10 protein-coding genes and 1 pseudogene are annotated in these 13406 nt (G+C 45.8%); 1 reads left to right on the plus strand and 10 read right to left on the minus strand.

Going from position 1 to position 13406, the window contains the following annotated elements; translation table 11 throughout:
- The coding region (locus tag AC58U0_RS07065; RefSeq protein ID WP_497378274.1) for a transposase at positions 1 to 238 on the plus strand (238 nt) is incomplete at its 5' end.
- 75 nt (positions 239 to 313) lie between these two features.
- On the opposite strand, the gene AC58U0_RS07070 is transcribed toward AC58U0_RS07065, so the two are convergent.
- The 10 genes and pseudogenes from AC58U0_RS07070 to AC58U0_RS07115 all read right to left on the minus strand — a co-directional run bounded on the left by AC58U0_RS07070 (position 314) and on the right by AC58U0_RS07115 (position 13316).
- Positions 314 to 793, minus strand: a complete 480-nt coding sequence (locus AC58U0_RS07070) for a DinB family protein (protein WP_497378275.1) — start codon at positions 791 to 793, stop codon at positions 314 to 316.
- Between the two features lie 253 nt (positions 794 to 1046).
- Complete coding sequence (locus AC58U0_RS07075) at positions 1047 to 2210, minus strand: DUF4317 domain-containing protein (RefSeq protein WP_497378276.1); 1164 nt, start codon at positions 2208 to 2210, stop codon at positions 1047 to 1049.
- Between the two features lie 1006 nt (positions 2211 to 3216).
- Positions 3217 to 3696 carry an ABC transporter substrate-binding protein gene (locus AC58U0_RS07080; RefSeq protein ID WP_497378834.1) on the minus strand — a complete coding sequence of 160 codons (480 nt, stop codon included), beginning with the start codon at positions 3694 to 3696 and terminating at the stop codon, positions 3217 to 3219.
- Between the two features lie 68 nt (positions 3697 to 3764).
- Positions 3765 to 4532, minus strand: coding sequence for a sugar phosphate isomerase/epimerase family protein (locus AC58U0_RS07085; RefSeq protein WP_497378277.1), 768 nt, complete (start codon positions 4530 to 4532; stop codon positions 3765 to 3767).
- A 73-nt stretch (positions 4533 to 4605) separates the two neighbouring features.
- Entirely contained in the window at positions 4606 to 4791 is a 186-nt protein-coding gene (locus AC58U0_RS07090; RefSeq protein WP_497378278.1) for a hypothetical protein, read from the minus strand.
- A gap of 110 nt (positions 4792 to 4901) precedes the next feature.
- On the minus strand, positions 4902 to 8312 hold the full coding sequence (locus AC58U0_RS07095; protein WP_497378279.1) for a type 1 glutamine amidotransferase family protein: 3411 nt from the start codon (positions 8310 to 8312) through the stop codon (positions 4902 to 4904).
- Positions 8309 to 9506: pseudogene (locus tag AC58U0_RS07100) on the minus strand (Gfo/Idh/MocA family protein). Before AC58U0_RS07100 ends, AC58U0_RS07095 begins: the two are co-directional and overlap by 4 nt.
- Positions 9507 to 9724: 218 nt before the next feature.
- The gene (locus tag AC58U0_RS07105; RefSeq protein WP_497378281.1) at positions 9725 to 10600 is read right to left on the minus strand and encodes a carbohydrate ABC transporter permease; all 876 of its coding nucleotides are present in this window, start codon (positions 10598 to 10600) and stop codon (positions 9725 to 9727) included.
- A gap of 40 nt (positions 10601 to 10640) precedes the next feature.
- Positions 10641 to 11612: an ABC transporter permease gene (locus AC58U0_RS07110; RefSeq protein WP_497378282.1), complete on the minus strand. Its 972-nt coding sequence runs from the start codon at positions 11610 to 11612 to the stop codon at positions 10641 to 10643.
- A gap of 81 nt (positions 11613 to 11693) precedes the next feature.
- Positions 11694 to 13316, minus strand: a complete 1623-nt coding sequence (locus tag AC58U0_RS07115) for a type 2 periplasmic-binding domain-containing protein (protein WP_497378283.1) — start codon at positions 13314 to 13316, stop codon at positions 11694 to 11696.
- Between the last annotated feature and the right edge of the window lie 90 nt (positions 13317 to 13406).

The raw sequence follows: 13406 nt of genomic DNA on the forward strand, positions 1-13406 counted from the left end.
ACAAGGCATAACACAGAGCATGTCACGTAAAGCGAACTGTTACGACAATGCTGTTATGGAGAATTTCTTTGGGATCCTAAAATCCGAGTTTTTATATATAGAAGAATTTGAGAGCATTGAGCAATTCAAAGTAGAACTTGATCAATATATCCACTATTACAACCATAAACGAATAAAGGCAAAACTAAAAGGCATGAGCCCGGTACAGTACCGAACTCATGCGCTAAAGGCAGTCTAACTATATACTGTCTAACTTTTGGGGGTCACTTCATTGCGGCAGCTCCACACTATCGTTCCCCGTTAACGGATAGAATTATATTACCGTTAGAATTTGATTTTTATGATGGTTGTCGTGATCGTTAAATTCGTGAATGATGTAAAGCAAGGAATAGGGTGTGCCGGTGTGCGGGCAAGTTTCTACTCCGTTCACGGTAACATGTTTAGAAACAACGTCTGAATCGGCTAACAGTATTTCAACCAGTTGAAGGCGGGTTAGCTTAAATTCATCGAGCAGGCGATCTTTAGAAATTCCCGATCTGGCATATTCATAAGCTATTTTGTTAAATGAATCGAAATCCGGAAATACCATTCCTTCACCATTTTTAATCGCTGGTATAATCGTCGATATGAGGTAAGTATCCCAATTTTTAAGATGCGAAATAATTTCTCCTATTGATGCTTTTCTTTCAGCGATAGGTTGTAACCAAATGCTCCCGTGTACATCATGTAAGGTATCTGTCCACTCTGTAAATTCTTTATACCGAAGAATCGTACTTTTACCCAAGCTAATCATATTGGAATCTCCATTTCATCTTGGAATAATAACCCATTTCTATGATACCGAATATACGTTCGTTTGTGAAGGTGTAATATTTAACTATGCTGAGGGAGCGGAACAGGCTACCGAGAATAAATCTGCGGTAGCCTGTTTTGGTATTTTATTGAGCAAGCGTTCTGCATTAGTTGAACAAGCTGCCGATATCGACTATCTTTGCTTCTGAGAACGATAATCCAATTGCGCCGTCTGCGTGAACGTTTTCCCTACTCTACAACGTCTCCGTACTGAGCGTAAATCCTTCGATTACGGCGTCTTCGTCGACCTCGATCAAGATACATCGTTTTCCTTGATAATTTACCTGTTTCACGTACTTTAAATCTTGCGGACTGACTGAAATCGTGGCGATCTTCGTATCAATCTTAATCGATTTCGAAGTGAATTTCGGAATGACGCTGCTCGCTTTGATTTCATAGTTTTTGTTGTCGACGACCGTTTGAAACGCTCGTTCCACCTTTTCCATCGTTACGTTCTCCACACCGCTCACCGTTAGCATGCGTTCCACATCTTTATAGTCCAACTTCGGAGGTTCCTCCTCCTCGTTAGTCTCAATAACCCGATGAATTTCCTCATACACGTGAGCGATCGTTGAAGCGTCGAGCTGATCTCCCGCCACTTCTTTCACAATTTCCTCAAAAATGGCTCTCTCTTCTTGCGCCGTCACGGTCTTCTCGGCATTCAAAACTTGCTCGATGAAGTGCAAATTCGGTTCGTTGGCTTTACCCGTGCAATACAGAATGCGATTCATGTCGGAATAGTTGTCCGTCACACTTGGGTAGAAAAAACCTTGCTCCGGCGAGTTCAATTTAATGATCGGATCTACGAAGACATTATACTTGAATTCCCGCTCGACGTAATCAAACATGAGGGTTTTCCGCTGTTGCTCAGTGGAATTCACACTGCACAGAATGAACGGATTCGCGAACATCTCGTCCTTTTCGCTCTCCTCAGCTTCTTCATTCCTGATCTTGGTCGGCTTAAAATATTGTCCGTGGACGAAAGTAATGACCGTATCCCGTTCATATTTGGTATCCGCCAACATTTTCTCCACCAACAGGAGCATCAGATCTTGCCATTCTTCCGGATTACCGGTCACTAGACCTTGATGGAGAAGCACCTGTGAAGGCGTCTCCGCTTCCTCCTGAAACTTTAACTCGAACATCTTCTGATCCAATTCACCGGTCAGCAGTTTTTTGAAATTGGCCATATATAGTTCCTGCTTCTCCCTGTCCAATAGGGCGAACGACTGACGCTCGCAATGATAGATCTCGTTGCTTTCCTTCATGATATAGACGTTAAGAATGTTGAAAATTTCAAGCATGTCGTGATCCAACTTAAGCTGTTTGCGAATATGTGCGAGTTCTTTCTTTATCATGGTCCTTCAGACGCTCCTATGAAGTAAAATGGCCTTACTAGTACTAACGATTGAATTAGAAATTTGTTGGTTGATTTGCCTTCCTGAGTGTTCACATCAAAACAAAAGCCCTTCATGAGAAGGGCTTCCACCGTTACTTCCCTTTATTTCCGTTCCAAACTTAGAGTGAATAGCACTCCACTTGTCTCGTAATTGGTTTAATAACTACTTTTGAAGACTTGGATAAACTACTTCCTGTATGTTAATTCATTATTATAGATTTCTCAACATTTTTAAGAATCTATCCTCACTAATTCTGAAATTTCCTCGAAAATTATGACAACACACACAATAAAAAAGAATTGAAAAGAGAGAACAACAAAACAAACAAAAAAAACAAAAAAAACTGTGATGTTTCATAAATAATTATAAAACGGAGCCCGCAAACCCGCGGCGCTCCGTTTGTTTTGTTTCATAATTAATAGCAATTTGCCTTCTGCTGTATCCCGATAGAGCCTTGTTTCAAAATTATTTGTAATAGAAATTTGTACACATGCATTATATGCATAAATATTCATATACCTTTCAAACATAACAGAGAAATAACTCACTTCGAGTTTAATATTACTGCTTTATATCTTGTTAACTAAATATTAAATATTTTTCTAAGGATTCGATTCTTTTCAAACCAATTCCATAAATCTCTTTTAGATCAGCAATCGAATTTATGCTTGCTTTTCTTGAAAATAATTCAAATGCAAAAGTAGGACCTATTTCTTTCACCAAAAGTAAATCTGTTAATAAGACTTCTGCCCACCTAAACCGGTTATATCAATACTGTAGACATAGATAAATGTTCCCGCTACCTCAATTGAGGATTCGCAATGAAACTTATATTTATCAGATGTTTGGAACACAACATAATAACCAATTGATTTATGATGCGCTTGAGTTTACTTTAATGTCTGAGCAAACCCTTGTAGAACATCATTAATAACCTCAAGATCCCTAAATAACTTCACCTCAATTACAGAATCCTGAGGACAACCAGCGACTTCTCTGGGTCCGTTGTATTTTTGTAAATGGAAGCTGTTTCCGCATAAAATGCCGCTTTGCCCTGTGCAAATAACCCTGCTGCTTGAGGCCAGCTCATATTCAGCGTTCCTTGGGGACCATAGTTTTTAAGCAGATTCGCGTAAATCTGGAACCCGCGTATCGCTTCTGGCGTGTTGACAGTTGCCTTATCGCCTTTCATAATGTCGCCGCCTTCGGAGAAGACGAACGAGGCTACGGCGGTAACCAGGGCGTTGCTTTGCCCCCGACCGACAATACCGTAGAAATCTTTCCCTGGGTCATGCAGCTTCTTGGCCGCCGCTTCCAATTCAGTCAATGTTTTCGGAATCGGTATATTATTTTTCTGCAAGATATCTTTCCGATAATACAGAACAAACTGAGTATACTGCTTTTTATGCTGTGATTCAGCAGGGTTCGCACTTCTTCTATGGATACCATGTAATGTTGAGTGTCATGAATAGGCAATTCAGCAGCACTCCTTCTCTATCCAACCATTAAAAATTAAACATCCACTCCAAGGTTCTTCAAATTATTGAAGCTGGTCGCCAAGCATTCAAATGGATCTCGGCCATAACAATCGTCTTGTTCAACTGGGGCCCATTCTACACCAACGTGTTTACATGCCTCCACAATTTGAGAGTAATTCATATTACCTTCACCAATCTCGGCAAATCGCTGTTCGCCATCACTCATCACTGCAAAATCTTTCAAGTGAACGAGTTTCATTCTTCCTTTCAATTTGTTTATCCATTGTATCGGATCCGCTCCTCCAGATTGTACCCAGAAGAGATCAAGTAAGAATTCCACTGCTTCTGGGGCTGACTCCTCCATGAGGATTTCCAACCCGCTTTTCCCACCAAATTTTGCAAACTCAAAAGAATGGTTATGATAGAAGAATTGTAATCCTGCCTGCTTTAATTTTCTTCCAATTTCCGATGCTTCTTTTGCGAAAGTCACAAATCCTTCTTTGCTGCTGCGATTTACCAGCGGCATACCTCCTAATCCCACATATTTGCAATCCCAAATCTTATGTTTTTCAATAACAGCATCCAAATTATCGGTTAAATCCGCGTATGAAATGTGGGTCGCACAGATTGTCAGTTGCTCCCTGTCTGCAATTTCTTTCAATTCCTTATTATCTATAGGACCTATTCCTGAAACTTGAATGGCATTATAGCCGATTTGTTTAACCTTTCTAAGACTGATTGAGATATCCTCGGGAGTTTTCAAAAAATCCCTTATTGTATAGAGCTGTGCTGCTATTTTCATATCGTCACTCGCTTTCAGAGAATATTGAAACAACATAAAATATGAGAAATTAGCTTTAGGAAAGATAATTTCATTAATTTCTTTCTTGAAAATCCCCCTGGTAATTAACTGGTAGTTGTGTAGTTTTAGCTAAATAAAAAGCAAGTTCTACAGCGTCTTCCCAAGTGGTTCGTTTATCCATCACAATTTCCTTACCTGCATGCACGAGAGAGATGGCGTATCCCGGATTCAGATATTCAATACGAATCTCATCGTTCATACGAAAACCTTCTGATTTATTACAGAGTGTTATTTTATCTCATGTAAATAAATGCCGACAGATCAGAACAGTCGGCATTCTACCTAATCTGCAATTCTAGTAAACCACTCTCACACCAAACTCAGTCTGATAATCTCAGAGCCAGTCAGATGGATGTTCAGTTTCCACGTATGCGGGAAGCATTCGCATCGAATCGCCAGCGATTCTCCCGATTCGGTCTCTGCAAATAGAATGCTATTTGAATCATTATGTCTGACGAACACCGTAAGTTCTGTATCTCCACTGCCCTGAATCGTCACCTCGACCCCCTGTTTGTCCTCACGCAGGTCAATGACGTCCGTTTCATTGTCGGATGTCATGATCCCCACATTGTCGGACAAGGTGATCATATGCATCTCGTCCCGATTGACGGACACTTCAATCTCCTGGTCTCCCCACAGCAAGGCGGTTCCAACGGGAGCAGAGCTATCTTCCCACCAATTGATATTAAGCGTGTAAATCACACGCAAGCCGTCTTCCCGATCATAAACCGTAAACCCGATATCCGGGCTACCGGCTATCCAGGCTCGCTCACGTTCCTTTTCAATAACGGACGCCCCAAAGCCATGCAACAACTGTTCATACCATCCCCGAATTCGCTGATCTGCAGGATACGCCTTTGCATTCACATACAGAACTTTTCCTTTTCCCAAATGATGCTCCAGAATCAACGGGTCTCCGTTGGCGCTTACCGCAAGGACAGCGGCAGTCAATGTCTCTAATCTACCGATTTCGAGCGTTTCGCCTGTATCCAGCTTCGTGCTTTGATAGCCTGTAATCTCGGCGCCAATCAATTGCTGAATGTCTGGGGAATCAACCAGAGCTGGCGCTTCTCCAAAAGCATCCGAACGACTTTTGGACGCGTACAGATGCGGCAGCCCGATGAGTAGCGTTCCGCCTTCCCGCACGTACCTGATCCATTTTTGGATTTGCGCCGCATCCGCCGTATTCCAGCCAAGAAAGGCCATGTACGCGTAGCTTCCAAGTATCTGATCATCCGCCTCAACGGGAACGATGTCCGCGATGCCATACGGTGTACCGGTATAGTAGCCGACCGGTTCAGAGGGGCACGGATGTCTGTAAATGGGTGAAAGAACCGACCGTGGATAAAAGACATTTAATAGATCCCAGCTTTCTTCCGGAGCGGAAAACGCCCATTCATCCCCCTGCTGGGCCCATACATTCCTGCGGCCAAAACACGTCCACCCGTCATTCTGTCCATGCAAAAATGCCATCGGCCCGTGCAGCCTGCCCCTCCGGGTATGCGTGCGAACAAACCTGTAGAAATTCCGCTGTTCGTCCGTATGACGGCGACAAGCCACGCTGAACCTCTCCAGATCGGCAAAACGCTCTTCCAGTCTCCAAAGGCCTTCTTCCGTATTAATCTGATCGACTCCGTGCATGTAACACAAATATAAAGCAAGCCGATACCGCTGATAACGTTGTTCAGTATCGTGTGGCGTCGTTGACCATTGTACCGCCAGATGCGCGCCGAAACTGTCACAACCGTATGCGCGAGATGCCCCTCGAAGCGCTGAAATAATAACTTCATGCGGACCGTACATCAGTTCCGCTCCTTGCCAAGAAATCCCGGCCTGGTATAAATATTTGAACAAGACGGAAGGTCCTGTGTGCCTCGACGCGTAGTGCGGAACGAGCCCGACGTTCTTAACGAACTGTTGAGCAGCCTGTTCCATGTCCGTCGCCGCCCGCGGATCCAAATTATAGTAAATGCCATGCGATGTTCGCACAGGCGTTTGGAATACGACATTCCCTTCCAAGCGCGACATTCTGTTCAGCAAGTCGCTATACAGCTCCCGTTCGGCGCCAGAACGTGCCCCCCAGTAACTGGAAAATCCATCTCGTTCATGCGCTTGACTTCCCAGAAAGTTAGGACCGTCTAGCGTCTTCCTGTCCGGATTAACACCGCATCCAGACAACTCTCTGCTTTCGACGATCAGGGCGTATTGCAGGCCAAGTTTTTCGCATAGTTCCTTCGTTTGCTTCCAATCCCGCTCTCTGAGTGATCTCGTACCCGACCACCGGTAGACAGGACGGAATGTGGTCATGCTGCCGATCTGTTGGTTCATATACCAAGTAAGGAAATATGCCATTTCGCGGGCATCCGTTTCGATGTAAACGGGGTCGGATGTTCCGGTCAGCACATGATCGTCGTCTCGTTCGACGGAACGTTCCACTGTATCACTCCACGTACCGTATTCGGTAAACAGCTCGATCGTCGCTCTTCCTCCTGTACGTTCCGCGAAAAAGCGGATCTCGTTAAGTCCTTGACATTCCGTTATAAACTCGCTTTGTTCTGGCTGGATGTGCGATCCACCGCTCACCGAAACTTGAACCTTGATACCCGGCTGCCCCGCTTGAACCCATACGCCAAAAGCTTCGCCGGCGGTTACGATGTCCGGGCATGACACAATACCGAAATCACTGGGCCGACTGACGAATTCGACCGATCTCAGCTTGTAGGGAAGCGGTTCCCGATAGTCGGATTCAAGTGTGATCGTCATGTCATGATCCCCCGAATGAAGGACACCATGAGGAATATCGAACTCGGACACCGGCCAGCGGTAATCCCGTTGAAAACATTCTCCCTCACATACAGTCTGTCCATTGATATTCACGCGGAACTTCGCCCATTCTTTTTTGGACAAGTTCCGTCCCACCCAGGAAAAAGAAGTGGAAAACGGCACGGAAGGCGCAAACGGGGGAAGCAGATTGAGGGATCCCTCCGCTTGCAGGCATGGATCTTCCAACCAGACGTTTCCAGAATAGTGGCTTCCGGTAACGTGTATCAGCAAGCAGGCGAGCTTGCCTTCGACCGGGATGACGACGCTTTTTTGCTCCCAACCGCACGTGCCTGCACCAATGTCGATCCGATAAATCGCATCCGGTGTTTCGGAAATATCCCGTGGATGCTTCCCTTCCTTTAGATAAAACACTTCCGCCACCATCTCGAGTGATCCACCCGGCAACAGCTTCACTTGTTCTTTTTTGCACCAAACCGACATCCCTAACGATTTAACTCCGGCATTCCTTACTTCTGGGAATTCACCTTCGACCTCGTTCCAGACTATTTTGGTGTAAGCTTCCCGTGGATAATCCTCACCTGTACCTCTCAAGTCCAGACTGAATCGGCTATGGTGGGTGACAGGTTCGCACAAACTATCGTCGATCAAACGGTAAAGCGGAGGAAAGTGCTGTTCCGTCATCCAGATTGGGGGCAGATCAACTTCCCCGATGAGCCTTATTCTGTAGCTCCGGCCTTCGCTCGGGAGCCATCCGATATCGTTTCCCGAAAAGCGCAAAGAAGCACTTTCGCCTGCCCTCAAGTATCGATAGTCCTCATGCGTGATTCCATCCCCAGAGAAGCACCCCTCCGGCAAGTGATACAACCGCTCAAAGCCGTAATCACTATGGCCTACTTCTTCAAGAGATCTTTCATTCTTTTCTATCGATGGATTCATTGGTTATCTCTCCATTCACTATCTAACTTTTTGTAGAAAGCATCTAAATTAATAGATTCGCCATTATTTAATCGGGATTGTTCCGCTGCAAACGCCATCAGATGACTGCGTACCGAAGCGGCTGCGGATGTAAGGCTCTCATTGCCATTGTAGTCGCGTACTGCCTTCAGGAAGCTACGGACAATGCTGCTGTCTCCGCCCCCATGCCCTGACGTCTGTTTTGGGATTTGAATCTCGATGTTTTCATGAGTAAGGAAATCCATCACCGTAATTTTGTCTTCCTCGCCGCGAATATGCCGTGGCGCCGCCCGCGAATTCCATGTTGACGACTTGATGGTCCACTACATTGTTATCACTCTTGTAGACACAGCGACCGTAATCCGTTTCCTTCAAGCCCTTCACAATGTTTTCCCGCGTAAGCTCTTCGGTAAAATGCCGCGCCCAAGCTTTCCCTTCCCCAAAGTAAAAGCGTGGCGCCGAATATGGGCACGTAGCTTCCACTGCACAGCTGATGCAAGTATCCGAAGAGCCCTCTGGCGCGTTGCCGGAATGGAAATGCTTCAGAGAGCCGTAGGAGCTGACGCGCAGGCAAGATTGATCCATCAGCCAAGATAAGACATCCAAATCGTGACACGATTTGGCTAGAATCATTGGGCTTGACTTGTCAGAGCTGTTCCAATTCCCCCGTACAAAGCTATGTGCCATATGCCAGTAACCGACGTTTTCGTTAAGCTGAATGGAAACGACCTCGCCGATGCGGCCTTCTGTAAGAAGCCACTTAATTGCTGACCAAAACGGCGTGTACCTAAGCACGTGACAGATCGTAAGCAACCTTCCGTTCTCTTTGGAGGCCAATTCCATCTGGATACATTCCACAGGATCCGGCGACATCGGCTTCTCAAGCAAAACATGATATTTGTTCTTTAACGCTTTTAACGTTGGCTCATAATGCATCCGATCCTGTGTAGAGATGATTGCAATATCGGCCAGCTGCGGCTCTTCGAGAATCTGCTCCCAAGACGTATATTGACGCTCCGCCGGAATGCCGTGCTGCTCTGCGAATTTGGCCAACCGTTCCGGATTCGATTCGGCCACGGAAATAAATTTCAGTTCATGAGGATAATCGAGCGCATACTGCGCATACGCCGCGCCTCTGGCCCCTGCACCTATCATAATTGCTGTAAGCTGTTTCATTAGACATTCTCCTATTTAATTCTTTCGAATTTCCCGGACCATGTGTCCGTTTTCGTTCACCAGTACAATTTCCAATTTTTATAAACCCTTACAAGTGCTTCGAAGTAATAATAGTCCCCCCAAATGCCCATGCAAAAAACGCCATCGGCCCGTGTAGGCTTCCAGACGTTTATGTATGCTATTGGGATTTAAGCCCTAAACAATAGGATCCCCTTCCATTACTCCTTAATCGCCCCGATCATGGCGCCTTGGACGAAATACTTTTGCAAAAACGGATATAGGCAGAGTATCGGTAAGGTCGAGACGATAATCGCCGCATATTTGATGGTTTCACCAATGGCATATTTGTCGTCACTTATGGATCCCGTCATCATGGAATCTGTATTGTTTTGGATCAAAATTTCACGGAGCACGAGCTGGAGCGGATACGCTTCGCGATCCCGTAAATAGACCAGCGCGCTAAAGTAGGAATTCCAATGTCCTACTGCATACCACAAAATCATGACGGCAATCACCGGCATCGACAGCGGGATGATGATGCGGAATAAAATCGTCCAGTCGTTTGCGCCGTCCATTCTTGCAGATTCCTCCAAACTGACAGGGATACCTTGGAACGAGGTACGCATGATGATCATGTTGAATGTATTGATCGCTCCGGGAATGAGGAGCGCCCACATCGTATTCATCATCCCAAGCTCGTTCACGAGCAGGTAACTCGGAATTAAGCCGCCATGGAACACCATCGTTATAACGATAAAAAACATGATCATATTTTTGAAATATAAATTCGGTCTGGACAACACGTAGGCGCCGATAGACGTCATTAACAGGTTGATTGCCGTGCCAAGCAGCACGTATATGAGCGTATTCTGGTACCCTTTGATGATCATCGGGTTCTCGAATACAGCTTTGTATGCACCAAGATCAAAACCGGCCGGCCTGAGCATCAGCCCGCGATGCTGCAAAAGTGACGTCGCATCGCTGAGTGAGGCGAGCAGCACATACAAGAACGGGTACAAAGTAACTGCACAGAGACCGAGCATCAACAGCGTATTGAAGTAGCCAAATGTTCGTTCTCCAATGGTTGGCTTCATCTGCCAACCTCCTTTCTGAGCCTTTCTAGATGACAGGTAGCTACCACAGCTTGTTCTCGCTGATCCGCTTGACGAAGCTGTTGGCAGCCACGATCAGAATAAAGCTGATCACGGAGTTGAACAGCCCGACAGCGGCCGTAAAGCTGTAACTTGCCTCCAATACCCCTTTGCGGTATACGTAAGTCGATATGACATCCGCCGTCTCATACGTGAGCGGATTGTACAGGAGAAGCACCTTTTCGCTGCCAACCGACAGCATGTTGCCCATTTGTAAAATAAACAAGATAACGATCGTCGGCATTATGCCGGGAATTGTAATATGCAACGTTTGCTTCCAGCGATTAGCACCGTCCATCCGACCAGCCTCGTATAGCGTCGGATCAATGGTGGCGATCGCCGCCAAATAAACGATCGAGCTCCAGCCGATGCCTTGCCATATACCAGACGAAACGAATAGGAAGCGGAACCAGCCCGCTTCTTTCAGGAAGTCGATCGGTTCGATGCCAAAGTTGCCGATGAGTTGGTTAATGAGACCTGTGCGACTTAAAAAGTCCATCATCATTCCGGCCACAATAACGACCGAAACGAAGTGCGGCAAATAGGAGATGGACTGTACAACTCGTTTGAATAAACTGCTGCGGATCTCATTAAGCAGCAGCGCCAGTATAATAGCTGCTGGGAAAGCAAACAACAAATCGTAAATATTGATCAAAATGGTGTTTTTTATCAATCTCCAAAAGTAAATACCGTTAAAAAAGCTTTCGAAATGCTTGAAACCAATCCATGGGCTCCCCCAAATTCCTTTCGCCGGAGAAAACTCTTTAAAGGCAATTTGCAAACCGTACATCGGTCCATAATGGAAGATGAGATAGTAGGCGATAACTGGCAAAGCCATCAAATAAATGGCCCAATGACGCTTCAAATCGGCACGAATGGTTTGCCAGACGGTCGGATTTCGATAAATTTGGGTTGAGGTTCTGCTTGCCTGAACGTTTCCGGTGTTTTGCGTCATCGTCTCTCCTTACCTTTCTTTCTAGATACGATATAAGATCTGGGAGATGAAGCTATTTCATCTCCCAGTCCAAACTCTCGATTAACGCTTGTTGAAGCGTTCAAGAGCCGCTTGTTGAATTTTGATTCCATCCTCGATACCCATGCTCTGGATCTTCTTGACGTATTTGTCAAAGTTATCGATCTGCTCCACGCCCATGATGAACTTGAGAAGCATTTCGTCTTGATACGTCTGAATATCCGTCATGATCGAAGCGAATTTGCTGCTCTCTTCTTGCGTTGGCGAAACTAGCGGCATTTTGCGTTCGGCTGTCGGTTTGGACCAAATTTCCAACGCACTTTTTTGCTGTGGAAGCGCGAGATATTGCAATTGGAAATTGTCACTGAGCACGAACGGTGCGCTCCAGGCCGCCCGGGTGTTCTTCGCTAACGATTGCGAGAGGCTAACTCCAGCCGGAGGGTTTAAAACTTCTGGCAAGAATACAGCTTTACCATTTTCCGACTTGTAACTAACACCTTCAATGCCGTAGTTGAATAAAAGATTTCCTTTTTCGCCGTATGCGTAATCGAGCCATTTGACTGTTTCAATGGGGTTTTTGTTGCTTGTCGTGATTGCGGCTCCGACGCCGTTAGCAGCAAAATCTCTTTGCCCCCAAATCGCTTTGTCCCCAGCTTTCAATACCGGATATGGAGCAGCGACAAGTTTGAAGTTCGGGTCTTTGTCCTTCATGAGGGTGCCGAACTTGCCTACGCCTCCTCCGTTAAATTGTGCGGATGCCCCTAACAGGTTCGTCGTCATTTTGTTATCGAACAATTTATCGTTCGGAGCTGCGAAATCCTTGTCAAGCAGGCCTTCCTTATACCATTTGTTCATCGTTGTCAGGAATTCCTTATATTCCGACTGAATTGGGCCGTAATTTACTTTACCACCGTCTTGATAATAGCTATAATTGATTCCCCATGCGCCAAGGAACGGAGCATCGGCTTTGAACAACTCCTTATCAAGGTAAATTGGGATTTCGTCCGCTTTTCCGTTGCCATTCGGATCTTTTTCTTTAAACGCTTTCAACACGGTATACCATTCGTCGATCGTCGCCGGCATTTTCAGCCCGAGCTTGTCTAACCAATCTTGACGGATCGTCGGTCCAAAGAACACTCTGACCTTGTCGTCACCACGAATAAACGGAAACATGTACATGCTGCCTTCGTCCGTCGTGACTTGCTTTTTCCAGTCTGGGTGTGCATCCAACAGTTTTTTCAGATTCGGTGCATACTTATCGATCAGATCGTTCAGCTTAATAATTTTGGCGTCTTTAATCGCTTTTTCTGGCCCGCCAGGATAGCCCGTCGTCCAGCCCGTTTCCAGAACGTCCGGCAGTTGATTGGAGGCAAGCATCAGGTTGAACTGTTCTTTGGCCTGCTGGACTTCAAGCGGTGGATGCTGGAATTCGACCTTCACGCCGGTTATTTTTTCAAGCTCTTTGTACATTCCCATATCGGCGTAGGTTTTCATTTGTGATGAAGCTGCAGAGTTGTTAGCTACCCAGTAGGTCAGATTCGTCAGTTTCGGCGGTTGTGATTCTTTGTTTGACTGCGGTGACGCTGATGACTTCTCCCCCCCGTTTTGATTGCTGCAAGCCGCAACCGAAATCGTGAGTGCGGAAATCAGTATAATGGAGCCTACTTGTTTCAATTTTTTCTTCATCGTTCTTGCCTCCCTTTTAATTGTCAACAGTTTGCTGCTGGTTAAAACCAAGCTATTGTTTTCCTGGCTTCTGGTTCCAAGTGTAGCCTC

The sequence above is a fragment of the Paenibacillus sp. J31P190 genome, assembly GCF_059692075.1.

What these genes read in the sequence shown, in the direction of transcription:
- AC58U0_RS07090 (WP_497378278.1), bottom strand. Translation starts at nt 4,791, where the DNA reads ATGAACGATGAGATTCGTATTGAATATCTGAATCCGGGATACGCCATC.
- AC58U0_RS07105 (WP_497378281.1), bottom strand. Translation starts at nt 10,600, where the DNA reads ATGAAGCCAACCATTGGAGAACGAACATTTGGCTACTTCAATACGCTG.
- AC58U0_RS07085 (WP_497378277.1), bottom strand. Translation starts at nt 4,532, where the DNA reads ATGAAAATAGCAGCACAGCTCTATACAATAAGGGATTTTTTGAAAACT.
- AC58U0_RS07095 (WP_497378279.1), bottom strand. Translation starts at nt 8,312, where the DNA reads ATGAATCCATCGATAGAAAAGAATGAAAGATCTCTTGAAGAAGTAGGC.
- AC58U0_RS07070 (WP_497378275.1), bottom strand. Translation starts at nt 793, where the DNA reads ATGATTAGCTTGGGTAAAAGTACGATTCTTCGGTATAAAGAATTTACA.
- AC58U0_RS07110 (WP_497378282.1), bottom strand. Translation starts at nt 11,612, where the DNA reads ATGACGCAAAACACCGGAAACGTTCAGGCAAGCAGAACCTCAACCCAA.
- AC58U0_RS07075 (WP_497378276.1), bottom strand. Translation starts at nt 2,210, where the DNA reads ATGATAAAGAAAGAACTCGCACATATTCGCAAACAGCTTAAGTTGGAT.
- AC58U0_RS07115 (WP_497378283.1), bottom strand. Translation starts at nt 13,316, where the DNA reads ATGAAGAAAAAATTGAAACAAGTAGGCTCCATTATACTGATTTCCGCA.